The sequence below is a fragment of the Streptomyces sp. NPDC047130 genome (assembly GCF_040643475.1).
Taxonomy (GTDB): Bacteria; Actinomycetota; Actinomycetes; order Streptomycetales; family Streptomycetaceae; genus Streptomyces.
Genome location: NZ_JBEYUK010000007.1, coordinates 193,575 through 218,683, shown reverse-complemented (window position 1 = coordinate 218,683; position 25,109 = coordinate 193,575). Strand labels below are relative to the sequence as shown.

Sequence of the window (25,109 nt, the reverse complement as noted above, 5' to 3'; positions counted from 1 at the left end):
CTCCAGCCCAGGAGTGGGGGGTGGGGACCCGGCAGGGGTTGGAGCGCCGCCCCCGCCGGGGGCCTGGCGTGGTGCGTCAGCTGTAGACGCCGAACTCGTGGAGCGAGTAGCCCCAGCCCGTCCCCCTGGACGTCAGGTGAAGACGGACGTGCCGTGCCGTCGCGGCGACGTCGATGGTGTCGACGTCGCCGTTCCCGGTCGTCGTGGAGTGGACCGTGCGCCAGGTGTTGGCGTCGTCGGACACCTGGACCTCGTAGGCCTTGGCGTAGGCCGGATCCCACACCAGTTGGAGCTTGCGGACGGCGGTGGAGGCGCCGAGGTCGACGCGGATCCATTGCGGGTCGCTCCAGTCGCTGGCCCAGCGGGTGTCGGCCCTGCCGTCGGTGGCCTTGGCGGGCTCGCAGGGGCAGTCGCCGTACGACGCCTGGTGGGAGGACGCGGTGGTCGGCTTGTTCAGCGCCACGTTGGTGCCGGTGACCGGCGGGGCGACGACCTTGACCGACCTCGTCTCGATGCCGGCGTTGCCGCGTCCGTCCTCGGCCTGGATGTACACCTTCCACACGCCGAGCTTCTCGGGCGCCGTCACCGCGAAGGCGCCGTTGCCGGTGGAGCGCCAGCGGGCCTCGACGAGACGCTTGTCGCCGTTCGCGTGGTTGCCGCTGAGGAAGACCTTGTACGTGATCGCGTCGCCGTCCGGATCGCGTACATCGGCGCGCACGGTGAACTCGCCGCCGGCGGGGGCGGAGGAGGCGGGGCTGACGGTCATGTTCGTGATGACCGGTGGCGTGTTGTCGCCGGTGGTCGACCCGGTGTAGGCCTTCTTGACGGCGTAGTAGGACAGCCGCTTCAGGCCGTCGGGCAGGAGGTTGAACCAGACACCGCCGAAGTCGTGCTCGATGCCGTAGTGGAAGAGGGTGGCGCCGAGGGCGACGCCCCGGTGCCCGGTGACGCAGTCCCACGCCTTGGTGTACCCCTCGGCCTTCTGCACGTCGGTCGGCTCGTCGGGCACACCGTTGGCGTCGTCCGGCACCTCCCATTCACCTGCCGGTCCGCCCTCGGTGATGATGTACGGCTTGGTGTAGCCGCCCTCCTGCCAGTCCTGCCGGACCCCGCAGATGTCGCCGTAGGAGTTCATCGAGTACAGGTCGAGGTCGGGCGCGTTGCGCTTGTAGTAGGGCCAGGCTCCCGTCCAGGCGTCGGTCGAGGTGACCGGGTGGTCCGGGTCGATCGAGTGGATCTTCTTCGCGACGTCGTTGACGAAGGTGGTGTAGGCGTTGCGCTGGGCCTCGAGTTCGACGCCGCCGTAGCAGTTCTGCAGGCCGAGCACCGACTCGTTGCCGACGTTCCACATCAGCGTGGCCGGGTGCGATTTGTAGGTCTCCACCCAGGTGGCGAACTCGGTCAGCATGGTGTTCTTGTACGTCGTGTCGGTCACGTAGTTCACGCAGCCGCCGCTGCCCGGACCGCCGCCCGGCTGGAGCCAGAAGCCGTTGATCACGCGGATGCCGTTGGCCGCCGCCGAGTCGAGCAGCGGTTTGGTCCCGCCGTCGGTGCCCCAGGTACGGATCGTGTTGACGCCCATCGACTTCACGTCGGGCATGTACCGGGGTGCGTCGGCGATGGCCGGGCCCCAGGTCAGGCCCTTCACGGTGTACGGCTGTCCGCCGACGGTCAGTCGCCAGTCGCCCTGGGAGCCGGTGACCTTGACCGCGCCCGTGGCGGGCGGTGTGCCGCCCGTGGTGCCGTAGACCTGGAACTCCCACAGGGAGTAGCCGTAGCCGCCGGAGCGCTCGGTGCCGAGCATGCGGACGTAGCGGCCGGAGCCGGATACGGCGACCTCGTCGGTGCCGCCGTCGCCGCCGGTCACGCTCCGCAGCGTGCGCCAGTCCGTGCCGTTGTCGGATGCCTGGATCTGGTAGCTCTTGCCGTACGCGCCTTCCCAGGTCAGCACGGCGCGGCTCAGGTCGGACCGCTGTCCGAGGTCGACCTGGAACCACTGCGGGTCGCTCCACGAGCTGGCCCAGCGGGTGCCGGTGAGGTTGCCGTCGACAGCGGCCGAGGGGGCGTATCCGGCGCCTTCCTGGGACGAGGCGGTGGCGGGCCGCCCCTGCGAGAGCAGGGTCTCGGCCGCCTGGGCGGGCGGTGCGGCGAGGCCGAGGGTCGAGGCCGTCAACGCGCCGAGGGTCAGCAGGGAGAGGCCGGCGCGGCGGGCCGGGACGGCCGGTGAGAAGAGTCTGGACACTTCTGCTCCTGGCAGGTCGGAGTGCCGGACGGGGAGCGCTCTCCAGGGGGTCCCCGGTCCCTGTTCGGCGCGTGGCCGCGGCGCGGCGTACCGGAAGGGGACCGGCGCGGTCGCAGCGGGTCGTACGGGGGTGCGGAGGTGTGCGGGGGGGGAGCCGGGCGCCGCGTTCGGGCCGCCGGGGCCGCGGGCCCCTCCGGGCCGGGGCGCGGGCTGTCACCCGGACCGGAGGGGAGTCACTGCCTGCCCGCTCGCCGGATCGTCCGGCGAGCGGGTGATCGGCGTGTCAGGGGAAGGACACGAGCATCGACGGCACGGTCGTGGTCCCCGCGGGGACCGTGGACGCTCCGGTGTCGTTGATGACGTGGTTGTAGTGGCCCATGCCGCCGAGGGACACCACCAGCAGGCTGTGGAACCTCACCCCCGGCTTGACGGGGGTCTTGAAGCCGTGGTGCTGCCGGATCGACGGATCGACGTTGTAGTTGCAGTAACTGCCCAGGCCCCACGCCTCGTGGGTGTCGACGGAGTCGTCGACGCGGTAGGCGGCGTAGCCCTGGGTGGAGCCGTTCTGGATGGCCGCCTGGTTGGGCGCGTCGTACGCCTTCTCGTTCTGGTAGAAGATCGTGCGGCCGCGCTCGCCGTACCACTCGACGTCGTACTTGTTGAAGTGCTCGACGAACAGGCCGGTGGCCAGGACGTCGTCGCCGTTGACGCGGACGCCGTAGTCGGCGCGGTTGGTCTCCCAGCCGACGCCGTCGCCGTGGTCGGCACGCCAGACCCAGGTGTGATCGATGATGGTGTCGTCGCTGTTGACCACCATGCTGGTGGTGGCCTTGCCGGCGTGCGCGCCGCCGATCCTGATGTAGACGTCCTGGACGGTGGTGGGGTTGGCGGCGTGGTCGGCGGAGGCGTTCTGAGGTCCGACCTCCAGCAACGTCGGGGAGTTGACGGTGCCGGCGTCGATGAGGAAGCCGGCCAGGCGCACGCCGTCGACGTCGGCGACGCGCATCGCGGTCACCCCGTTGTCGGGGATGATCGTGGCAAGGCCGAGGCCCAGGACGATCGTGTTCGCCCGGTCGACGTTGATGGTCCGGTCCACGTGGTAGACGCCCGGCGTGAACAGCAGGTGCAGGCCCTGGGCGAGCGCCTGGTTGATCGTGGCGGCGGTGGCTCCCGGCTTCACGACGTAGAACCGGCTCAGCGGAATCGACTCGCCCTGCGGGGTGCCGCTCGCCCAGGTGGTGCCGCGGGCGTTGGTGCGCTTGGCCGGCGCGAAGACCTTGTACTCGTTGCCGTCCAGGTGGAGGAAGGGCTTCTCGCGGGAGATCGGGGTGGTGTTCAGGGTCGTGTAGCGGGGCTCGGGGAAGCTGGTGGCCGGAGCGCCCTCGACGCCGGAGAAGACCTGGTTCCAGACGGAGTTGGACCAGCCGCCGATGGCGCTGTCACGCGTGTACCACTGCTGCTGCGAGTAGTTGCCGACCTGGCCGTCGATCTTGGAGTCGGCGATGTAGCCGCCGCTGGCCCAGCCGTAGCCGTTGGGCGCGAGGTTCAGCCCGCCCTTGACGTGCATGCGGCGGAAGGACGCCGCCTGGGAGACCGCCCACCGGTTGGTGCCGCTGACCGGGTTCAACGCCAGGTTCTCGGCCGCCCGCCAGAAGTTCTGCGTGGCGTTCCCGTTGAACCAGCCGGCGTCGACCGTGACGTCGCCGTTGATGGTCGTGTCGTCGGGCTTCAGGCCGAGACCCGCGATCTGGGTGTAGAAGCCGATCTGGGCGTTGAGGTTGCTGTACGTGCCCGGCTTGAAGAGGAACGCGTGCCGGCCGTTGCCGAACTGCGCCGACTCCTGTTGCCGGAACACCTCGTCCAGCTTCGCCTGGATGTTCGGCGTCGACGGGTCGAACACGTGCACGTTCGGGCCGAGATCGCCACCGCCGGGCAACTGCGGGCCTCCGGTGCCGCTCTCGCCGTACACCTGGAACTCCCAGAGCGAGAAGCCGTACTGGGTGGCGCGAGCGGTGCCGTACATCCGCACGTAGCGGGCGTCGCCCGTCACCGTGACGGTGTCCGTGCCGCCGTCACCGGTGGCGGTCTGGTAGGCCGTCGACCAGTCGGTGCCGTTGGTGGAGAGCTCGATGCGGTAGCCCTTGCCGTACGCCGTCTCCCAGTTCAGGACGACCTGGCTCACCTTGGTGGTCGCACCGAGGTCGACGCGGATCCACTGCGGCTCGGAGTGGGCGCTCGACCAGCGGGTGCCGGAGTTGCCGTCGACGGCGGCGGTGGCCGGCGTGCCGCCGTTCTCCTCGCTGGAGGCGGTGACCGGCTTGCCCTGGGAGAGCAGTACGGGCGCGGCCTCGGCCTTCTGGGCGGGTGCGATGGTGAGCAGCGTTGCGGCGACAGCGGTGACGACCGCGCCGACGATGCCTCGGCGTACGAGTCTGCGGGGTGGCGGCGGCGCCAGTGACGGTATGCCAACTACAGCCATGCGGGGGCTCCTTGGGCACGAAAGGGGGAACGAGCGAGCGCTCTCGGGAACCTTGCCCGCCACGGGAGGGGACCGTCAAGGATCCGTCACCACTTATCTTTCGTCTTTCATTAAGACCGCGCGATACGCTGGGTCCCTCTGCTCGGAAACCGGTCCGGAACTGGTCCGCTCCGCCCCGGCCGCCAGTGACGGTCCTCACGGGACACCTCCGGGGCAGGGCTGCGTAGGCTTGTGCCGACGCCCCGGCAGGTCGGGAGAGCCGACCTCCACCCACCTGACGAAGCGTCGGCGAGATCAGCAGGTGGTCGGCACGAGTCCCGAAGAACCTTGGAAGAGCCACCCGCACGTGCGACACGTTGTAAGGTGAAAAAACAGCCCTTGACCTGCAAGAACGCAGGCAGGGAGCCTACCTCCAGGAGTACCCCGATGCTGCGTACGATGTTCAAGTCCAAGATCCACCGTGCCACGGTGACCCAGGCCGACCTGCACTACGTGGGATCGGTGACGGTCGACGCCGACCTGCTGGAGGCAGCGGACCTGCTGCCCGGCGAGCTCGTGCACATCGTCGACATCACCAACGGCGCCCGGCTGGAGACCTACACCATCGAGGGCGAGCGGGGGTCCGGGGTCATCGGGATCAACGGCGCCGCCGCGCACCTCGTCCACCCCGGTGACCTGGTCATTCTCATCAGCTATGCCCAGGTCGACGACGCCGAGGCGCGGAGCATGAAGCCGCGGGTGGTGCACGTCGACGAGGCGAACCGCATCGTGGCGCTGGGCTCCGACGCCTCCGCGCCGGTACCGGGCACCGACCAGCGGCGCAGCCCGCAGGCCGTCGAGGTCTGACCCCCGGGCGGCGGAAACACCGCGGCCCCGCCGAAGCGGGGCCGCGCACCCTCGGCGGGCGGTACGTCAGCGGGCGGTCTGCTCGTGGACGTACTCGGTGAGGCGGGTCAGGGCGCCGGGGTCGGTGGTGGGGAGCACCCCGTGACCCAGGTTGAAGATGTGGCCCTCGAGCCCGGAGGCCGCGTCCAGCACCTCGCGCGCCTTCGTCTCGACCGCCTCGGGCGTGGAGAACAGCACCGCCGGGTCGAGGTTGCCCTGCAGCGCCTTGCCGGGGCCGACCCGCCGCGCGGCCTCGTCCAGCGGGACCCGCCAGTCGACGCCCACGACGTCCGCGCCGGCCTCGCCCATCAGCCCGAGCAGCTCGCCCGTGCCGACGCCGAAGTGGATCCGCGGCACCTCGTACGGCGCGACCGCCTCGAACACCTTGCGCGAGGCCGGCAGCACCGAGCGCCGGTAGTCGGCCGGGGCCAGCGCGCCCACCCAGGAGTCGAAGAGCTGCACCGCGGAGGCGCCGGCCTCGATCTGCACCTTGAGGAAGGCACCGGTGATGTCCGCGAGGCGGTCCAGCAGGTCGGCCCAGAGCTGCGGGTCGCCGTACATGAGCGCCTTGGTGTGCTCGTGGTTCTTGGACGGGCCGCCCTCGACCAGGTAGCTGGCCAGCGTGAACGGCGCGCCGGCGAAGCCGATCAGCGGCGTGGGACCGAGCTCGGCGGTGAGCATCCGGATCGCCTCGGTGACGTACGAGACGTCCTCCGGCGTCAGGTCCCGCAGCCGCTCGAGGTCGGCGCGGGAGCGGATCGGCTGCTCCACCACGGGGCCGACGCCCGGCTTGATGTCCAGGTCGACACCGATCGCCTTGAGCGGGACGACGATGTCGCTGAAGTAGATGGCCGCGTCCACCCCGTGCCGGCGCACCGGCTGCAGGGTGATCTCGGTGACCAGCTCGGGCCGCATGCACGACTCGAGCATCGGGATGCCCTCGCGCACCTTCAGGTACTCGGGCAGCGAGCGCCCGGCCTGACGCATGAACCAGACCGGCGTGTGCGGCACCGGCTCTCGGCGGCACGCCTTGAGGAAGGCGGAATCGGCGACGGCGGGGTTCTCGGGCTTCTCCATGACACTCACGCGGCGATTGTCCCACGGCGCGTCTCCCGCGACACCGCCCCGGGGTGGTCCTGCCGGGACCGGACAGGACCGGACGACCCGTCGGGCAAACCTCGAAGCTGTTCGCGCAGCGCGATGCGGCCGCACCGCGGGTGCGGGGGTGTCCTTCACGCCGCGGGGACCCGCCGAGCCGTATCTTCGGCGCATGGCTGCGGCTCAGGGACGACTGACGGACGGTGCCGGTGGAGCGGGCGACGGGAAGGACGGGGAGCGGGAGCTGAATGCGGACGCCTGGGCGCCACTGCCCTTCCGGGCCGCCGTCGACGCGCTGCGGGCCGCGCGGCCGAGGCCGCGGGTGGAACTCGAGCCGGTGGCCCCTCCCCGGCGGCTGGCTCCCTACGCGTACGCCCTGGAGGCGGCGGTGCTGGACGACGAGGGCGACGAACTCGCCGACGGGCGCCTGATCCTGCTGTACGACCCCGACGGGCACGAGGCCTGGCGGGGCGCCTTCCGGCTGGTGACCCTGGTCCGCGCCGAGCTCCACGAACCGGAGATGGCGGCCGACCCGCTGCTCCCGGAGGTCTCCTGGTCGTGGCTGACCGGGGCGCTCGACGCCCGCGGCCTCGGCTACGCGGAGGCGGGCGGCACGGTCACCCGGGCCGGCTCCCACTACTTCGGGGCGCTGGCGGACCGCCCGAACGCCTCGCAGATCGAGATCCGGGCCTCCTGGACGCCCACCGAGGGCCTGGGTGGCGTGCCGGACACCGCGGGCCACCTGGCCGCCTGGTGCGACCTGCTGGCCCAGGTCACCGGACTGCCCCCGGCGGGCCCCACCGTGGCCGACGGCCCCGCGGCGGCCCCGGCCGCCCCGGTCGTCCCCCTCCCCCAGCGCCGCGGCCCCCGCCCCCAGCGCTGAACTCCGCCCGCCGCACTCCGGCCTCCGCACGGCCCGGCGCCCGTGCCGCGCCGCGTCGTGCCGCCCGCGCCGCGCCGCCTGCCGCACCCCGCCGCGCCGCATCGTCCGCCGTGCCCGCCGGGCCCGCCGCGCCCGCCGCTGTTGACGCGCCCCCTCCCCTCGCGACGCGGGGCGCGCCGCGACGCGCGTGCGGTTTTGTCGATACGGACACTTTCCGACCTCGCCTGACCGGCCGTCGACAGGATTCGACTCGCCCCGTTCTTCGGATGATCGATCGCGCGTCCGAATTGCCCCGATTTCCCCTCACCTAATCGTGATCACCCCCTAAAGGCGGACGGGTCCGGTGCCGAAGCAGACAGTGACCTAGCAAGCACGGTTCGTCCCGGCTTCATCCCCCGTGAGCCGGCTCCGTCCCCCACCCAGGAGGCCTGGTGTCCGTTCTCCTCGAGCAGCCCTCAAGCCTGGTCGCCTACCGCCCGAACAAGCCCACCGCCATGGTCGTCGTGGCCGATCCGCGTGTGCGCTCCACCGTGACCCGTCATCTCTGGGCGCTCGGCGTGCGTGACGTGATCGAGGCCTCGTCCGTAGCGGAGGCTCGTCCCCGCATCGGCAACCCCCGTGACATCTGCGTCGCCGACGTCCACCTGCCGGATGGTTCCGGCCTGACCCTCCTGTCCGAGACCCGGGCCGCCGGCTGGCCCAACGGTCTGGCCCTCTCCGCCGCCGACGACATCGGCGCCGTGCGCAACGCGCTGGCCGGCGGTGTCAAGGGCTACGTCGTGACCGGCACCCGTACCAACATCGGCCTCCCCGGCCGCCCCGGGGCCGCCCCGCTCGGCGGGGCCCACCGCATGCACCGCCGTCCCCCGGGCGCCCCGAGCCACCCGGGCGGCTACCGCGAGCTCTCCGGCCGTGAGGTCGAGGTCCTGCGGCTGGTGGCGGAGGGCCAGTCGAACAAGGCGATCGGCGTCTCCATGGGCCTGTCCGCCCTGACCGTCAAGAGCCACCTGGCCCGCATCGCCCGGAAGCTGGGCACCGGCGACCGGGCCGGGATGGTCGCGGTGGCGCTGCGCACCGGCATCATCCACTGATCCACGATCACTCGATCACCGCGCCCGCCGAGGGAACGTTCCCTCGGCGGGCGCGGTGCATGTGCCCGGTACACAGATACCCTTGACAGGTGACCGACGCCCATGACACCGCAGCAGACAGTCCACTGCGAACCACCGGAGGCGCCCCTCCGGACGACGGCGGAACCGGCGGGACTTCTGCTTCCCGGGCGGCGGAGCCGGTTCCCCTCCTGGAGCCCCGTGAGGGCATCCCCCCGGTGATCGCCGACGCGGACGGCCTGGCCGCCGTCGTCGCCGCCTTCGCCGCGGGGACCGGTCCGGTGGCCGTCGACGCCGAGCGGGCGTCCGGTTACCGCTACGGGCAGAGCGCCTATCTCGTGCAGCTGCGCCGCGAGGGCGCCGGCAGCGCGCTGATCGACCCGGTGGCCTGCCCCGACCTCTCCGCCCTCGGCGAGGCGATCGCCGGCACCGAGTGGGTGCTGCACGCGGCCACCCAGGACCTGCCCTGCCTGCGCGAGATAGGCATGGTCCCCAGCCGCCTCTTCGACACCGAGCTGGCCGGGCGCCTGGCCGGGTTCCCCCGCGTCGGGCTCGGCGCGATGGTCGAGAACGTCCTGGGCTTCACGCTGGAGAAGGGGCACTCGGCCGTGGACTGGTCGACCCGCCCGCTGCCGGAACCGTGGCTGCGGTACGCGGCGCTCGACGTGGAGCTGCTGGTCGACCTGCGCGACGCGCTGGAGAAGGAGCTGGAGCGGCAGGGCAAGCTGGAGTGGGCCCTCCAGGAGTTCGACGCCATCGCCACCGCCCCGCCGCCCGCCCCGCGCAAGGACCCGTGGCGGCGCACGTCCGGCATGCACAAGGTGCGCCGCCGGCGGCAGCTCGCCGTGGTGCGGGAGCTGTGGGAGGCGCGGGACCGGATCGCCCGGCGCCGTGACGTCTCCCCGGGCAAGGTGCTCGGGGACGGCGCCATCGTGGAGGCGGCCCTGGCGCTGCCGGGCGACGTGCAGGCGCTGACCGCGCTCAGCGGCTTCGGCAACCGGATGGGGCGGCGCCAGCTGGAGCAGTGGCAGGCGGCGGTCGACCGGGCCAAGGCGCTGCCGGAGAGCGCGCTGCCCCTGCCGGGGCAGGCGGTGGCCGGGCCTCCGCCGCCGCGGGCGTGGGCGGACAAGGACCCGGCGGCCGCGGCCCGGCTGTCGGCGGCGCGCGCGGCGGTCTCGGCGCGGGCGGAGGAGCTGCGGATGCCGCAGGAGAACCTGATCGCGCCGGACACGGTGCGGCGGGTCTGCTGGGCGCCGCCCGCCACGGTCGACGAGTCCTCGGTCTCCGCCGCGCTCGCCGCGCACGGCGCCCGCCCCTGGCAGGTCGAGCAGGTCACGCCCCTGCTGCTCACCGCCCTCGCCGCGAAGGGGTGACCGCCGGTCCGGGCGGCCCGGCCCGCGCCGCCCGGGGACACGGCCGGCAACACGGCCGGGGTGTGACGTTCGACGCGTCGGCCGCCCGGGGTGGGCACAATGGTTACCCGCGAGTAGCATGACTCGGGTGAGCGGGCGCTCAGTCGTCCGCTCGCACAGCGTGCCGCAGTGCCACCCCGCACACCCCTGGAGGAGAGCCATCGTGCCTCGTACCGTCAGGGACGTCGTCTTCGTCGACGGCGTCCGTACCCCGTTCGGCAAGGCGGGCCCGAAGGGCATCTACCACGAGACCCGCGCCGACGATCTCGTGGTGAAGTCGATCCGGGAGCTGCTGCGCCGCAACCCGAACCTCGACCCGGCGAAGATCGACGAGGTCGCGATCGCCGCGACCACCCAGATCGGTGACCAGGGCCTGACCCTGGGCCGCACGGCGGGCGTCCTGGCGGGTCTGCCGCAGAGCGTCCCCGGCTACTCCATCGACCGCATGTGCGCGGGCGCGATGACCGCGGTGACCACCACCGCCGGCTCCATCGCCTTCGGCGCCTACGACGCCGTCATCGCCGGCGGCGTGGAGCACATGGGCCGCCACCCGATGGGTGAGGGCGTGGACCCGAACCCGCGTCTGGTCAGCGAGAAGCTGGTCGACGAGTCCGCCCTGTTCATGGGAATGACGGCCGAGAACCTGCACGACCGTTACCCGGCGATCACCAAGGAGCGCGCGGACAAGTACGCCGTCGCCTCCCAGGAGAAGGCCGCCAAGGCGTACGCCAACGGCAAGATCCAGCAGGACCTGGTCCCGATCTCGGTCCGCCGCACCAACGCCGACGCGGGCGAGACCGGCTTCGGCCTGGTCACCGCCGACGAGCCGATGCGCCCCGGCACCACGCTGGAGAACCTGGCGAACCTGAAGACGCCGTTCCGCGTCCACGGCCGCGTCACCGCGGGCAACGCCGCCGGCCTCAACGACGGCGCCACCGCCGCCCTCCTCGCCTCCGAGGAGTTCGCCACCGAGAACGGCCTCCCGGTCCGGATGCGCCTGGTCTCCTACGCCTTCGCCGGCGTGGAGCCCGAGGTCATGGGCTACGGCCCCATCCCGGCCACCGAGAAGGCCCTCGCCAAGGCCGGCCTGTCCATCGAGGACATCGGCCTGTTCGAGATCAACGAGGCCTTCGCCGTCCAGGTCCTCGCCTTCCTGGAGCACTACGGCATCGCCGACGACGACGCCCGCGTCAACCAGTACGGCGGCGCCATCGCCTACGGCCACCCGCTGGCCTCCTCCGGCGTGCGCCTGATGACCCAGCTGGCCCGCCAGTTCGAGGACCAGCCGCACGTGCGCTACGGCCTGACCACGATGTGCGTCGGCCTCGGCATGGGCGCCACGGTCGTCTGGGAGAACCCGAACTTCGAGGGGAACAAGTGAGCAACGTCGCCGAGCTGCTGAAGGGCGCCGCCGCGCTCTTCCCCGACGAGGTCGTCACCGAGGCGCACGTACGCCACTTCGACCTCCCCCTGGGTGCGGGCCGCTTCGCCCTGATCACCCTGGACAACGGCTTCGACCACACCAAGCCGAACACCTTCGGCCCGCAGTCGCTGGCCAAGCTGGACCTGGCGATCGACCAGGTCGAGCGTGAGGCCGCGGCCGGCGAGATCGTCGGCGTCGGCATCACCGGCAAGCCGTTCATCTTCGCCGTCGGCGCGGACCTCAAGGGCGTCGAGGCGCTGAAGGACCGCGAGCACGCGGTGGCGATCGGCAAGGGCGGCCACGAAGTCTTCAAGCGTCTGGGCGCCCTCGCCGTCCCGACCTTCGCGTACTACAACGGCGCGGCCATGGGCGGCGGCGTCGAGGTCGGCCTGCACTGCCGCTACCGCACGGTCTCGGCCGCGCTGCCGGCGTTCTCCCTCCCCGAGGTCTTCCTCGGCCTGGTCCCCGGCTGGGGCGGCTGCACCCTGCTGCCGAACCTGATCGGCGCGGACAAGGCCGTCTCGGTGATCATCGAGAACTCGCTGAGCCAGAACCGCCAGCTCAAGGGCAAGCAGGTCTTCGAGCTCGGCATCGCCGACGCCCTGTTCGAGGGCGCGGACTTCCTCGAGCAGTCGCTGGTGTGGACGGCGGCCGTCCTCAAGGGCGAGATCGTCGTCGACCGCCCGGAGATCGACCGCGGCGAGGCCTGGGACCAGGCCGTCGCGCGTGGCCGGTTCGTCGCCGACTCCAAGGTGCACGGCGCGGCCCCGGCCGCCTACCGCGCGCTGCAGATCATCGCCGACGCCAAGGACGGCGACCTGCAGGCCGGTTACGACGCCGAGGACGAGGCCCTCGCGGACCTCATCATGGGCGACGAGCTGCGCTCGGGCCTGTACGCGTTCAACCTGGTGCAGAAGCGCGCCAAGCGCCCGGCCGGCGCCCCGGACAAGTCGCTGGCCCGCCCGGTCACCAAGGTGGGCGTCGTCGGCGCCGGCCTGATGGCCTCGCAGCTGGCGCTGCTCTTCCTGCGCCGCCTCGAGGTGCCGGTCGTGCTGACCGACATCGACCAAACGCGGATCGACAAGGGTGTGGGCTACGTCCACGCCGAGATCGACAAGCTGCTCGCCAAGGGCCGCGTCAACCAGGACAAGGCCAACCGCCTCAAGGCGCTGGTGACCGGTGTCCTGGACAAGGCCGAGGGCTTCTCGGACGCGGACTTCGTGATCGAGGCCGTCTTCGAGGAGATGGGCGTCAAGCAGCAGGTGTTCGCCGAGGTCGAGGCGGTCGCCCCGGCCCACGCGATCCTCGCCACCAACACCTCCTCGCTGTCGATCACCGAGATGGCGTCGAAGCTGAAGAACCCCGAGCGGGTCGTCGGCTTCCACTTCTTCAACCCGGTCGCCGTCCTGCCGCTGCTGGAGATCGTCCGCGGCGAGCGGACCGACGACGCCTCGCTGGCCACCGCGTTCGCCGTCGCCCGCAAGCTGAAGAAGACCGCGGTGCTGGTGAAGGACGCCCCGGCGTTCGTCGTCAACCGCATCCTCACCCGCTTCATGGGCGAGGTGCAGAACGTGATCGACGAGGGCACCCCGGTGGCCGTGGCGGAGAAGGCGGTCGAGCCGCTGGGTCTGCCGATGTCCCCGCTGGTGCTGCTGGAGCTGGTCGGCCCGGCGATCGGCCTGCACGTCTCCGAGACGCTCAACCGCGCGTTCCCGGACCGCTTCACCGTCTCCGCCAACCTCCGGCGGGTCGTCGAGGCCGGCAAGCGCGGCTTCTACGTCTACGACTCCGGCAAGCCGGAGCTGGACCCCGAGGTCGCAGCCCTCCTCCAGCAGGGCGACGTCGTCCTCACCGAGGAGCAGGTCCGCGAGCGGGTGCTGGGCGCGGTCGCCCAGGAGATCGGCCTGATGCTCGACGAGGGCGTCGTCGCCGAGGCCCAGGACATCGACCTGTGCCTGATCACCGGCGCCGGCTGGCCCTTCCACCTGGGCGGCATCACGCCGTACCTGGACCGCGAGGGCGTCTCCGAGCGGGTGAACGGCAAGCGGTTCCTGGCGCCGGGCGTGGCGTCGGTGCCGGCGTGACACCGCCGCGGTAGGCACACCACGCGGAAGGGCCCGGGACGCCGAGCGTCCCGGGCCCTTCCGCGTACCCGCGTCCCGGCTGCCGGTGCGGGGGCCGCGGGTCAGCCCGCCGCGGCGTGGGCCGCCGCGGTGAAGACGACCTCGGCGCGCGGCGACTGGAACCCGGCCTGGTCCACCGCGAACACCTTCACGTGGTGCGGCCCCGCCGGCCACGGACGGTCGAGCTCCCAGGACCAGCCGCCGTCGGGTCCGACCGCGGGCGTGCCCAGGAACTTGCCGTTCTCCCAGACGCTCACCCGCACGGCGCCCGCGGCGCTGCCGGTGAAGCGCACACCGGTGGTCGGCTGCAGGGAGTCGGGCGCGGGGTGGAGGATCACCGGGGCGGGGAACTCGGCCGCGTCGCGGTGCACCCTGGTGGCCGCGAGGAACGCCTCCACGGGCGAGGTGTCGTGGTCCGGCTCCTCGTAGTTGTGGCGGGTCACGCCGAACTTCGGCGCGATGCCCTCGGCCAGCAGGTAGCCGATCGCCAGCAGGGGGGGGACGTTCCGCAGGGTGACCTTGCCGTGGTCGGTGATGTGCGGGGACTCGCTGTAGATGAAGTTGAAGTTGGGGTAGCGCCGGAGCATGCCCACGTACGGCTCCACCTGGGTGGCGTACTGCTCGTCCTGCGGGGAGGACACCAGGTAGATGTTCGCCCGGGGGTTGGCGCCGGCTGCCATCAGGTCGGGGAGGATGCGGTCGAGGACGGCCACGTTCTCCGGGGCCAGGTCCTCGCCCAGCATGTGCCGCCCGATGTCCGGATAGACGTCCCGGACGAAGGTACCGACGGCGAACTGGGGGACGCTGGCCACGATGTTGCGGAAGCCGTACCGCAGCCCGTAGTACAGCGCCGCGCTGCCGCCCTTGGAACTCCCCCACAGCGTGACGTCGTCCGGGGTCAGCCCCAGCGCCCCCGCGACGCGGTTGATCAGCCCGATGACCGACCTCTCCACCGAGAAGTCCATGCCCCGGCAGAGGTAGTAGGTGTTGCCGCCGTCGAACCGGTCGCGGATCCAGAGGATGTTGGAGCGCAGACCGTCGAGGACGCCGGTGCCCCAGCCGTAGTCGTCGGGGGCGAAGAGGTTGGCGAACACCACGGTCAGGTGGCGGTTCCCGCTCTTGGAGTGGGTGAAGCGGTACTCGACCGGGCACGGGCCTGACGCGTCGATTCCGGTGAAGGTGCGGCGGGTGGTGGGCATGGTCGGCTTCGGCTTTCTGCGGTGCGGGCGTGGGCGGCGGTCCCCTGGGGGGCGGGGCGGTCGGTGTCCCGGCGGGGCGGGGCGGTCAGCGTCAGCGTCCCGGCGGAACGTGGTACCCGAGGGACGCGGACGTGTCGACGGCGGTGAAGGCGACCCCCGTGGGCGGCCCCTCGACCCCGTGGTGGTCCGCCGCCACCACCTCGACCAGGTGCGGCCCGGGCAGCCAGGGGCGGCCCGGGTGCCAGGCCCACCCGCCGTCGGGCGCCACGGGGCAGGCCCCCAGGTCGATCCCGGCCTCCCGGAACCGCACCCGCGCGGCTCCCGCCGCGAAGCCGCTGAACGGCGTCCCCGCCGCGGGCACCTCCTGGTAGGACGCGGGCGTCCCCACCACCGGCGCGGCGGGCAGGGCCGGGCCGGAGGGGAACACCGGCGGGGACGGGGCCGCGGCGCCGGCCGCGGCGGCGGTGAACTCGATCTGCGTCCTGGGCGACTGGAAGCCGGCCCCGTCCGCGGCGTAGAGCCGCACCAGGTGCCGGCCCGGGGACCACTGCGCGGGCTCCCAGACCCAGGAGCCGTCGGCCCCGACCGGCACGTTCGCGAGGAACCTGCCGTTCTCCCACAGGCTCACCCGCGCCGCGCCCGGCGCGAGGCCGGTGAACACGGAGCCGGTGACCGGGACCTGACCGCCGGGGGCGGGGCCGGTGACCACCGGCGGGGGGAAGACGGAGGCGTCCTTGACCACCGCGTCGGCGGCCAGCATCGCGTCGATCCCGGAGCGGTCGCGGTCCGGCTCCTCGTAGCCGTTGCGCACGTGACCCAGCCGCGGGGCGATGCCGTCGGCCAGGAGGTTGAGAAGCCCCAGCAGGGCCGGGACGTTGCGCCGGGTGACCTGGGTGTGGTCGGTGATGAAGGGCGACTCGCTGTAGATGAAGTTGAAGTTGTCGTAGCCGGCGAACAGCCCCAGGTAGGGCTCCACCTGGCTGGTGTACTGCTGGTCCTGCGGTGACGAGAGCAGGTAGACGTTGGCGGAGCGGTGCGTTCCCGACCGGACCAGGTCGGGCAGGATCGCGTCCACCGCCCGCACGTTCTCCGGGGGCACGCCCTCCCCGAGCATGAAGCGGGCCACCTGGGGATGGACCGTCCGCACGTAGGTGCCCACGGCGAACTGCGGAACCAGCGAGACGATGTTCCGGAAGCCGTACCGCAGCCCGAAGAAGAGCGCGGCGCTGCCACCCTTGGAGCCGCCCCACACGGTCACGTCGTCCGCGGTGATCTCCAGCGCCCGCATCACCTTGAAGATCAGGCCGGCCACCGACCTCTCCAGGGAGAAGTCCATGTCCTTGCACAGGTAGTAGGAGTTCATGCCGTCGAAACGGTCGCGGATCCAGAGGATGTTGGCCCGCACCTGGTCGAGCACCCCGTTGGACCAGCCGTAGTCCTGGGGGGCGGCGAAGTTGGCGAACACCACCACCAGGCGGCGGTTGCCGGACTTGGCGTGCGCGAAGCGGTACTCGACGGGGAAGGCGCCCGAGGCGTCGATCCCCTGGATCAGCTGGCGCCCCTTCGGCGCGGCGGCGTTGGACATCTGCGGAACCACTCTCATCGGCGTGCGCGAGCGCACTGCCGCCGGCGCCCGGGGGGAGGACAGGGGATTTGGCCACCGGTCGCCCGGCCGGAGATGATGCCGGGGTGACACGGGACGGCGGTCGGCGCGAGGCATCCCGCCGCGGCGGCACCGCTCTGCGGACGGCGCTCGCCGTGGCGGCGCTGCTCGCGGCGGCTTTCGGCGCCCGCGCGCTCCTCGCTCCGGACGCCGGGCCGCCCGCCGAGCGGCCGGGGCCGCTCCTGACGGTCGCCACCTGGAACATGTGCGGCGTACGGCAGTGGAACTGCGAGGCGACCGGTGACACGGCGGCCAAGCGGAAGGCGCTGGAGGAGCTCACCGCGGGCGGTGACGGCGCCCGTGTCCTGCTGCTGCAGGAGGTCTGCGCGGCGGACCTGGAGGCGGTGCGCGCGCGGCTCGGCGCCACGTGGCACGCGGAGTTCCGCGCGTACACCTGGCGCGCCGCCTCCGGCCGCGTGACGACCGTGCGCTGCGACGGCCCGGGCGGCGGCGAAGCCGGCTATGCCGTGCTCTCGGCGTACCCGCTGGAGGCCGCGCGGGTCGTCCGGTCGCCGCAGCCGGCCGTGGGGGTGCAGCGGGGCCTGCTGTGCGCGGACGTCCCCGCCCACGACGTCCAGGTCTGCACCGCGCATCTCACGGTTCCGGGCGGTGACACCGCCCACCCCGGCCGGGAGTACCGCGACGACCAGCTCCAGGCGCTCTTCGCCGCCCAGGACGGCCGGCGCGCGGTCTTCGGCGGCGACCTCAACGTGGCGCCCCCGGGCGCGCGCGACCCGGCCTCCTGGGTGTGGCCGGCCGCGGCCCGCGCGTACCGGGAGTGCGACCGGGCCGCCTCCGCCGCGGGCGGGCGCCCCACCCACGTGTCCGGCCACAAGCTGGACCACCTCTTCAGCGGACTTCCCCTCGCGGGCTGCGAGGTGTCCGACACCGGAGCCTCGGATCATCGGGCCCTGCTGATGACGGTCCGCACCGGCGGGGACTGACTCACACGACCACGCCCATGGGCGGCCTGGTTCCGCCGTGGTCCGGCACGGCCTCCCCGGCGTGCGGCCGGCCCCACGGACCGCCCTGGGCTCCGGACTGTCCGGGGTGGACGACCCGCTGCCGCGGGGTGAACCACTCGGGCGCCCGGTGGACGGGCGTCATGGGCCGCGCGGCGTGCCGGGTGTCGACCGTGCCGACGCGCGGCGCCCGGGCGTCCTCGGGCCGCAGGTCGCCGCCGGCCACCAGCATCCGGTCGGCCAGCCTGGCCGAGGCGAACCCGTCGTCCAGGTCGCAGAACTCGCGCTGGAACCAGCGGTACCGCTCGGCGTAGACGTGCTGGATCCGGTCGACGTCCTGGACGGCCGCCACCAGTTCCTCCGAGGTGGACACCAGCGGTCCGGGCGCGCTCGACTCGAAGTCGAAGTAGAACCCGCGCAGGGTGTCCCGGTAGTGGTCCAGGTCGTAGGTGAAGAACAGGATCGGGCGCCCGGTGTTGACGTAGTCGAACATCAGGGACGAGTAGTCGGTGATCATCACATCGGTGATCAGCGACAGGTCCGCCATGTCGGGGTAGTCGGAGACGTCGAAGACGAAGCCGTCGCCGGCCCCGGGCACCGGGTCCACCACGTTCGGGTGGCGGCGCACCAGCAGGACGTGGTCCCCGCCCAGCCGGGCACGGGCGTCCTCCAGGTCGATCCGGAAGTCCAGCTTGTACTTGCCGGGCGAGTAGAACTGGTCGTCGCGCCAGGTCGGGGCGTACATCACGACCCGCTTGCCGTCGGGGATCCCGATCCGGGCGCGGATCGCCTGCTCACGCCGCTCGGTCCCGCCCCTGCGCAGGATGTCGTTGCGCGGGTAGCCGCTCTCGACCATCTCCCCGGGGAAGCCGAAGGCGCGCTGGAGGATGGGGGTCGAGAAGCTGTTGGGCGAGACGAGCATGTCCCAGTTCTGGACCTCCTTCTCCACGCGTTCGAGGTAGCGCTTGTCCGCGAAGTGGATGGCCTCGATGTCGTGGCCGATCTTCTTCAGCGGGGTGCCGTGCCAGGTCTGCACGACGACCTGGCCCTCACGCTTCTGGAACCAGTCGGGAAGGTGGTTGTTGGCGACGACGTAACGGCTGGTGGCGAGGGCCTCGTACCACTCCGGCGACCACATGCGCACCGGGACGGCCGTGGGCGGCACCTGCACCTGGTCGTCGCGGACCACCCAGAGGTGCTCCAGGTCGGCGCCGCGCCGCACCAGTTCCTCGTGCAGCGCCCGGGGGCTGTCGGAGTACTGGGTGCCCTTGAAGGCGTCGAAGAGCACCGCCGGGCGCACCGGCCGGCGGCGGGCGGCCTGGTACTCCTTGGTGCGCAGGATCTTCTGCCGGTACGGGCCCCGGGCGTTGTCGGGCATCGCCGAGTGCACCAGCAGCGAGAGCCGGTCGTAGGCCTCGGCCTGCAGCTCGTAGCCCCGGCCGTTCTCCCGGTGTTCCTGAGGAAACGTTTCTACAAGATCCTGTTCGACCTTGAGCATCAGGTCCTCGAGGCGGTCCTCCCGGGCGACCGAGGAGTGGTCCTGCCGCCGGAGGAAGAAGTCCCACCGGCCGGCGGCGAGGGGGACGTCACCGGCCAGCGTGCGCATCGCCGCGGGAGTGACGACGCAGCGGAACTCGTTGCCGTTCCAGTCGACCGGCACCGCGCGCTCGGCCCCGTGGGCACGGGAGCGGACCACGACGTGGGTGTCGCGGTACTCGGTCTCGGTCAGCGTGTCGGCGGCCGTGTAGCGGCCGGTGATCTCCAGGGAGCCGTCCTCGTACCAGCCGTACCGGGTGACCCGGGGCAGCGTGGCCCGCTCGAAGAGGACGAGGTAGCCGGAGCCGTTCCGGTGGACGACGACCTCACGGTCGCCCTCCCGGGTCTGCAGGCCCCTGGGCACGCGGTAGTGGCCGTCCGCGGTCTCCTCGGCCATGACCGGATAGATGGTCATCCTGCGGCCCTCGACGTGGAAGGTGGTCTTCCAGCCGTTGCTGCCCATGCTCCACGACGCCGGGACCTCCTTGCCCGCCTGGAGGTCGGCGCGGTGGCCGGGGACGAGGGCGCGCAGCGGGATCCGGGTGGCGAAGGTGCACCACCCCTCACCGCCGGGGGTGAACCAGACCCGCGCCTCGTGCCGGCCGGCGCCGCTCATGCTGGTGACCCGGAACTTGCCCCACTCCGGCACGGCCGGGCCGAGGTAGACGCCGCGCAGCTCCAGCTGGTCGCCCACCAGGCGGTGCCCGGTGATCCGGCAGCGCACCACCTCGACGCGCAGCTTGAGCTTGCCCTGGAGGAACAGCGGCAGCACCCGGGTGTTCTTGTCGACATAACGGTACGGCGGGTTGGCCGCGGGGCCGGCGCCGCCGCGGTCGATGCCCCGGTAGCGGAACAGACCGCGGCTGAGCACACCGGCCGCCACGTCCCAGGTGCCCTCGACCCACTTGCCCTTGCGCATCAGCCGGCTGGTGTCGATCTTCGTCTCGAAGCCGGACCAGTCGTAGCAGTAGCGGCTCTGGTTGGAGCGCTCGGTCGCCTCGGGCGCGTACACGGTGCGGGCCGGGCTGATCAGCATCCGGTCCTGCTTCTTGTTGCGCAGCGCGATGGCCTTCACCGACATGTGCTTCTTGTGCACGTTGATGAAGCGCACGTAGGCCGTGCCGGTCAGGGTCAGCTGGGTGTCGGAGGTCCAGCGGGCGTTGGTGAGCGACCCGTGGAGGGAGAGTTCCTTGTCGAGCCGGTAGACCTTCTTGTCCAGCCCGACCTTGCGGTCGCCGAGGTAGGGGTAGTTGAGGTACCGGTGGAAGCGCCGCTGCACGGGCATGGGGCCGCCCTTGCGCTCGAACTCGATCACGTCGAGCAGCTCGGGCAGCCGGCGCTCGCGGACCAGCAGCCACTTGACGCGGGCGTCCGCGGGAAGTTCGTCGACGATGGTCGGGTCGGCCTCGTCGAGGAACTCGTTCGCCCACTGCATGAAGGCTTCCCGGTACTCCTCGTCCGCGTCCGGCAGGACCTTCAGATGCAGCATCAGGTCGGACTTGAGGCAGGCCAGGTCGTACTTGCGCTTGCTCTCCTCGTAGAGGCGCGAGCGGCGCTCGCCGAGGAACCGGCTGACCGACCGGACGGCCGCGACGCGGTCCCGGAGGTTGGAGAGCTCGGTGTGGCGCTGGGTGATGGAGGGCGCCGCCCCGCCTTCGCGGCGCCGCCAGAAGTAGACGATGTCGGTGATGACGTCGACCTTGGCGGCCCGGAAGTGGGCGTACATGTTCACCCAGGAGTCCTCGTAGAGCACGCCTTCGGGGAACTCGATGTAGTGGTAGTCCCAGAACGACCGCCGGAACATCTTGTTCCACACGGTGCGGTCGTAGATGAGCGCCTCGAACCGGGTGATGTGGGTGCCCCGGCGGTTGCTCCGCATCGGGCCGGCGTGCAGGGGGGACTGCCACTTCTTCGTGGAGTTCATCATCTGCACGTTGCCGGAGACGAAGTCCGAGCCCGACTCCTCCACGGTCCGGATGAGCAGCTCGTACGCGTACTCGGGGATGACGTCGTCCCCGTCGATGAAGGCGAGGAACTCCCCCTGCGGGTGCATGGCGCGCAGGCCCGTGTTGCGGGCGTGACCGGGTCCGTGCGACTCCTGGCGGATCAGCTTGAACCGGGGGTCGGCGGCGCAGAACTCGGCGGCGATCCGTGTCGAGGAGTCCGTGGAACCGTCGTCGACCAGGATGACCTCGAAGTCGCGGAACGTCTGCCGCGCGATCGATTCGAGACATTCGGCCAGATAGACCTCGACGTCCTGGAAAGGCACGACGACGCTCAGACGCGGATGGTCCGCCACTAGTTCACTCCTACGAAGTTCCCCTGTCCGCCTGGAACCCTTCGGCCGGCGTGAACATCCCCCCTGCGGCATCCGCCCGGAAAGCCGGCCGGACACCATGCGTTCACTCGACGGCGGCCTCCCCTGCCCCGCGAGTGCACATTTTCGCCACATCCTATGTCACGCTTACAGCCGGTCAAGGTCAGACGTGGGCTCACGAACGACACAAGTGACCCAAAAGCGACACGCCCGAAGTGACGTTCCCAACTCCGGGGAACCCGGCCGGACGTGCGGGAACGCGGAACGTCCGGGCTCGGGGGACGTCCGGGATCAGTGGGTGGCCGAAATCAGGGGGTGCCCGGACGAGAGGGCTTCCGGGTCAGAGGGTGTCCCAGCGGGCGAACGTCAGCCCGCCCCCGGGCTCCTGCCGGGCCACCCGCGGCCGGCCGTCGGGCGCGACCAGCGCCATGACGGCCCTGCCCTCCCCGTCGTGCGCCAGCGCGGGTGAGCCGAGGCAGCGCTCGGGGAGCACGTACCACCAGAAGCCCTGCGCCTCGTTCTCGGTGGCGCCGACGCCGAGCACCACATGGCCCTCGGCGTCGCGGTGTGCGACGACCACGTAGTCGTAGCCGTCCAGCGTGGTGCGCAGCAGGGCGTACGGGTGCTCGGGGACCGAGCCGCCCAGGGGCACCGGCCAGCCCCCCGGCCGCCAGGCGGCACCGCCCCCGGCGGCGGGGTCGGCCCAGAGGAAGGTGGCCCGGTCCGGGCCGGTCTCCAGTGCCGCCATGGTGCCGCGCCGCGGGTGCAGGGGCACGGTGTGGGGCCCCTCGAAGTCGCCGCCCGGCCGGGTCTGGCGCCAGACCGCCAGGCCGGCGTCCGTGACCGCGCCGATCTCGACCCGTCCACTGTTCAGGGCGACCGCCGCGGGCATCGGGTCGACTCCGCCGCCCTGGCGCAACGACTCCCACAGCCGCCACTTGCCGTTCGCGTCCTCCCGGCGCAGCGCGAGTCCGCCGCCGGAGGAGCGCACGAGGACGTGCAGGGTGCCGTCCCGGGCGACGACGCCCGTCGGCTGCCCGATGCCCAGGCCCTGCTCCCAGTGCTTGTAGTGCGGGTTGCCGATCGACCGCCAGTCGGCGAGGGCCCTGCCCGTCTGGTACTGGATGGCGTGCAGGATCTCCACCCCGCGCTCGCCGGTGGCGACGACCCGTTCGCGGCGGCCCAGGAGGTGCACGTAGCCGTCCGCGCCCTGGGCCACGGTGAGGTGCGTCATCCCCTCCACGGGGTGGAGGTGCGGGCCGCTCCAGGCGGGTCCGCCCACCGCGGTCTCCGTCCAGCGGACGACGCCGTCGTCGGCGGGGGCGTACAGGCTGAGGCGGCCGTCCTTGCCGAGGGTGAGCCAGTTGCCGTACGCGGCGTCCGCCGCCGGGCCACGGAGCGTGCCGGTGCCGCCCCGCCCGGACCGCATGTGCTGATCAGCGCCCGCTGCAGGCGGCCTTCTCCGCATGGCCTGGATGTACCTTCCCGAGAACCGCCGCATCCTGTACAGGTGATGCTCATCGATCGGCCACATCATATGCCTGCCGTGCGGGAGATCCGCCAGGCCGGAGTGCCTGGGAGCCCGCGTGAGAGCCTGGCCCCATGAGCTCTGCGCTGCTGGTGATCGTCGACGCCGCCAACGTGGTCGGTTCCGTGCCCGACGGGTGGTGGCGGGACCGGCGCGGCGCGGCCGAGCGGTTGCGGGACCGGCTGGCGGCGGAGGGCCTGCCGGCGGTGGAGGGGCCGGTGGAGATCGTCCTGGTGGTCGAGGGGGCGGCGCGGGGGGTGGAGTCCGTCCCCGGGGTGCGGGTGGAGTCCGCGGGCGGCAGCGGGGACGACCGGATCGTCGAGCTCGTCGCCGGGGTGCGGCCCGCGCGGGAGTGCCTGGTGGTCACCGCCGACCGCGGACTCCGCCTCCGCGTCACCGCCCTCGGCGCCCGGGTCACGGGCCCCCGCACCGCCCGCCCTCCCACCCCCTGACCCCCCGGCCCGCGAGGCGGGGGCCCGTGGAGCGACCCGTCCGGGCGCCCCCGGGGGCGCCCGGGGTGTCCGAGCTGGCCGGGGAGCCGGGGCCCGTGGGGGTCAGGACTGGTGGGCGGCGTGGGCTTCGGCCTCGCGGCCGGGGGCCAGAAGACTCCGGCGGCGGCTGTACGCGAAGTACACGACGACGCCCAGCGCCATCCACAGCCCGAACCGGATCCACGTCTCGGCCGGCAGGTTCAGCATCAGCCACAGCGACGCCAGCACGGACAGGATCGGCAGCGCCGGCACCAGCGGCGTGCGGAACGCCCGCGGCAGGTCAGGCCGCGTGCGCCGCAGGATGATCACGCTGAGCGCGACCACCACGAAGGCGAACAGCGTGCCGATGTTCACCAGCTCCGCCAGCTCGCTGAGCCGCGTGAACCCGGCGACCACCGCGATGACCACGCCCAGCAGGATGGTCGGCCGGTACGGGGTCCTGAAGCGCGGGTGGACGCGGGAGAAGAAGCGCGGCAGCAGCCCGTCGCGGCTCATCGCGAAGAAGACGCGGGTCTGGCCGAGCAGCAGGATCATGCAGACCGTGGTGAGGCCGACCGCCGCGCCGAAGCTGATGACCCCGGCGTAGAACGGGTGCCCGGTGGCCTTGAACGCGTCGGCGAGCGGCGCCTCGACGGAGAGCCGGGAGTAGTGCTGCATGCCGGTGACCACGATCGACACCAGCACGTACAGCGTGGTGCAGATGAGCAGCGAGCCGAGGATGCCGCGCGGCATGTCGCGCTGCGGGTTGCGGGTCTCCTCCGCCGCGGTGGCGACGACGTCGAAGCCGATGAACGCGAAGAAGACGACGGAGGCGGCGGTGAAGATGCCGAGGACGCCGAAGTTGGCGGGGGCGAAGCCGAACATGAGCTGGACGAGCGGGGCGTGCAGCCCGTCGCCCGCCTCCTGGGGGACGGACTTCGGGATGAAGGGGCTGAAGTTCTCGGCCTTGACGAAGAACGCCCCCGCGACGATCACCAGCAGCACCACGCCCACCTTGACGGCGACGACCACCGAGGTGATCCGGGCGGACAGCTTCATCCCGACGACCAGCACCACGGTGAGCACCAGCACCAGCAGCGCGGCGAAGAGGTCGAAGCCGAAGCCCTCGGCGCCGTCCCGGCCGGAGAGCGCGGTCGGCATGGTCCAGCCCGCGTTGTCCAGGAGGGAGCGGATGTAGCCGGACCAGCCCACCGCGACCACCGCCGTGCCGAGCGCGAACTCCAGGACCAGGTCCCAGCCGATGATCCAGGCGGGCAGTTCCCCCAGGGAGGTGTAGGAGAAGGTGTACGCCGAGCCGGCGACCGGGACGGTGGAGGCGAACTCCGCGTAGCAGAGCGCGGCCAGGGCGCAGACCACGCCGGCCACCACGAAGGCGATGGCCACGGAGGGCCCGGCGTTCTCCTTGGCGACCTGGCCGGTGAGCACGAAGATGCCGGTGCCGATGATGACGCCGACGCCGAAGACGGTGAGGTCGAACGCGGAGAGCGTCTTCTTCAGCCGGTGCTCCGGTTCCTCCGTGCCCTCGATGGAGTGCTCGACCTTCTTCGTCCTGAAGAGGCTCTTGCTGCTCATGGATTCCTCCCATGGGTCCCCGACGCGGTCGAGAGGGTGCCATCCCCCTTCCCCGATTCCGCTGCCCCGGGGCGCTCGGACCGGTCGTGTCACCGGGACGGGCGACGGCGGTGACGGAACCGGCCCAGTCGTCCTGCGCGACCGCCGGAAGGGGGCGAGGGCGGGCGGAGGACCCGGAGGACGCCGA

16 protein-coding genes are annotated in these 25,109 nt (G+C 72.1%); 8 read left to right on the top strand and 8 right to left on the bottom strand.

All coding sequences use genetic code 11. The features are described 5' to 3' along the window. Positions 1–76: 76 nt before the first annotated feature. Together ABZ836_RS12755 and ABZ836_RS12750 are read right to left on the bottom strand one after the other, a co-directional pair. Positions 77–2,242 (bottom strand): discoidin domain-containing protein, encoded by a 2,166-nt coding sequence (locus ABZ836_RS12755; RefSeq protein WP_356129329.1) that lies wholly within the window; start codon positions 2,240–2,242, stop codon positions 77–79. Between the two features lie 283 nt (positions 2,243–2,525). Beyond that, a complete protein-coding gene (locus ABZ836_RS12750) occupies positions 2,526–4,721 on the bottom strand; it encodes a discoidin domain-containing protein (RefSeq protein ID WP_356129331.1) in 2,196 nt (731 codons plus the stop codon). Between the two features lie 426 nt (positions 4,722–5,147). Between ABZ836_RS12750 and panD the strand changes: the two genes are divergently transcribed. After that, the gene (panD, locus tag ABZ836_RS12745) at positions 5,148–5,567 is read left to right on the top strand and encodes an aspartate 1-decarboxylase (protein WP_356129333.1); all 420 of its coding nucleotides are present in this window, start codon (positions 5,148–5,150) and stop codon (positions 5,565–5,567) included. Between the two features lie 66 nt (positions 5,568–5,633). Here panD and hemE read toward each other — a convergent pair whose 3' ends face one another. After that, entirely contained in the window at positions 5,634–6,683 is a 1,050-nt protein-coding gene (gene hemE, locus ABZ836_RS12740; RefSeq protein WP_356129751.1) for a uroporphyrinogen decarboxylase, read from the bottom strand. A gap of 193 nt (positions 6,684–6,876) precedes the next feature. Between hemE and ABZ836_RS12735 the strand changes: the two genes are divergently transcribed. From ABZ836_RS12735 to ABZ836_RS12715, 5 genes are all read left to right on the top strand, one after another. Continuing rightward, positions 6,877–7,587 carry a DUF3000 domain-containing protein gene (locus ABZ836_RS12735; protein ID WP_356129335.1) on the top strand — a complete coding sequence of 237 codons (711 nt, stop codon included), beginning with the start codon at positions 6,877–6,879 and terminating at the stop codon, positions 7,585–7,587. Between the two features lie 431 nt (positions 7,588–8,018). Next, positions 8,019–8,678 carry a response regulator transcription factor gene (locus ABZ836_RS12730; RefSeq protein WP_356129336.1) on the top strand — a complete coding sequence of 220 codons (660 nt, stop codon included), beginning with the start codon at positions 8,019–8,021 and terminating at the stop codon, positions 8,676–8,678. An 89-nt stretch (positions 8,679–8,767) separates the two neighbouring features. Then, complete coding sequence (locus ABZ836_RS12725; protein WP_361141696.1) at positions 8,768–10,069, top strand: HRDC domain-containing protein; 1,302 nt, start codon at positions 8,768–8,770, stop codon at positions 10,067–10,069. 202 nt (positions 10,070–10,271) lie between these two features. Further along, positions 10,272–11,489 carry an acetyl-CoA C-acyltransferase gene (locus tag ABZ836_RS12720; RefSeq protein ID WP_356129340.1) on the top strand — a complete coding sequence of 406 codons (1,218 nt, stop codon included), beginning with the start codon at positions 10,272–10,274 and terminating at the stop codon, positions 11,487–11,489. Then, positions 11,486–13,615: a 3-hydroxyacyl-CoA dehydrogenase NAD-binding domain-containing protein gene (locus ABZ836_RS12715; protein ID WP_361141694.1), complete on the top strand. Its 2,130-nt coding sequence runs from the start codon at positions 11,486–11,488 to the stop codon at positions 13,613–13,615. Before ABZ836_RS12720 ends, ABZ836_RS12715 begins: the two co-directional genes overlap by 4 nt. Before the next feature lie 101 nt (positions 13,616–13,716). On the opposite strand, the gene ABZ836_RS12710 is transcribed toward ABZ836_RS12715, so the two are convergent. Beyond that, a complete protein-coding gene (locus tag ABZ836_RS12710; RefSeq protein ID WP_361141692.1) occupies positions 13,717–14,853 on the bottom strand; it encodes a hypothetical protein in 1,137 nt (378 codons plus the stop codon). Between the two features lie 91 nt (positions 14,854–14,944). Then, positions 14,945–16,438 (bottom strand): hypothetical protein, encoded by a 1,494-nt coding sequence (locus ABZ836_RS12705; RefSeq protein ID WP_361141690.1) that lies wholly within the window; start codon positions 16,436–16,438, stop codon positions 14,945–14,947. 104 nt (positions 16,439–16,542) lie between these two features. Here ABZ836_RS12705 and ABZ836_RS12700 point away from each other — a divergent pair, with 104 nt between their 5' ends. Beyond that, complete coding sequence (locus ABZ836_RS12700; RefSeq protein WP_356129348.1) at positions 16,543–17,460, top strand: endonuclease/exonuclease/phosphatase family protein; 918 nt, start codon at positions 16,543–16,545, stop codon at positions 17,458–17,460. Position 17,461: 1 nt separating this feature from the next. Here the strand turns inward: ABZ836_RS12700 and ABZ836_RS12695 are convergent, their stop codons facing one another. Further along, positions 17,462–21,313, bottom strand: coding sequence for a bifunctional glycosyltransferase family 2 protein/CDP-glycerol:glycerophosphate glycerophosphotransferase (locus tag ABZ836_RS12695; protein WP_361141688.1), 3,852 nt, complete (start codon positions 21,311–21,313; stop codon positions 17,462–17,464). A gap of 358 nt (positions 21,314–21,671) precedes the next feature. Continuing rightward, complete coding sequence (locus ABZ836_RS12690; protein ID WP_361141686.1) at positions 21,672–22,760, bottom strand: hypothetical protein; 1,089 nt, start codon at positions 22,758–22,760, stop codon at positions 21,672–21,674. A 173-nt stretch (positions 22,761–22,933) separates the two neighbouring features. Between ABZ836_RS12690 and ABZ836_RS12685 the strand changes: the two genes are divergently transcribed. Then, positions 22,934–23,311, top strand: coding sequence for an NTP pyrophosphohydrolase (locus tag ABZ836_RS12685; protein ID WP_361141684.1), 378 nt, complete (start codon positions 22,934–22,936; stop codon positions 23,309–23,311). A gap of 102 nt (positions 23,312–23,413) precedes the next feature. Here the strand turns inward: ABZ836_RS12685 and ABZ836_RS12680 are convergent, their stop codons facing one another. After that, a complete protein-coding gene (locus ABZ836_RS12680; protein ID WP_361141682.1) occupies positions 23,414–24,922 on the bottom strand; it encodes an amino acid permease in 1,509 nt (502 codons plus the stop codon). Positions 24,923–25,109: the final 187 nt, after the last annotated feature.

Excerpts from the sequence above, each read along its gene's own strand:
- hemE (WP_356129751.1), bottom strand. The coding sequence starts at position 6,683 with ATGGAGAAGCCCGAGAACCCCGCCGTCGCCGATTCCGCCTTCCTCAAG.
- ABZ836_RS12710 (WP_361141692.1), bottom strand. The coding sequence starts at position 14,853 with ATGCCCACCACCCGCCGCACCTTCACCGGAATCGACGCGTCAGGCCCG.
- ABZ836_RS12750 (WP_356129331.1), bottom strand. The coding sequence starts at position 4,721 with ATGGCTGTAGTTGGCATACCGTCACTGGCGCCGCCGCCACCCCGCAGA.
- ABZ836_RS12705 (WP_361141690.1), bottom strand. The coding sequence starts at position 16,438 with ATGTCCAACGCCGCCGCGCCGAAGGGGCGCCAGCTGATCCAGGGGATC.
- ABZ836_RS12685 (WP_361141684.1), top strand. The coding sequence starts at position 22,934 with ATGAGCTCTGCGCTGCTGGTGATCGTCGACGCCGCCAACGTGGTCGGT.
- ABZ836_RS12735 (WP_356129335.1), top strand. The coding sequence starts at position 6,877 with ATGGCTGCGGCTCAGGGACGACTGACGGACGGTGCCGGTGGAGCGGGC.
- panD (WP_356129333.1), top strand. The coding sequence starts at position 5,148 with ATGCTGCGTACGATGTTCAAGTCCAAGATCCACCGTGCCACGGTGACC.
- ABZ836_RS12690 (WP_361141686.1), bottom strand. The coding sequence starts at position 22,760 with ATGCGGTCCGGGCGGGGCGGCACCGGCACGCTCCGTGGCCCGGCGGCG.
- ABZ836_RS12680 (WP_361141682.1), bottom strand. The coding sequence starts at position 24,922 with ATGAGCAGCAAGAGCCTCTTCAGGACGAAGAAGGTCGAGCACTCCATC.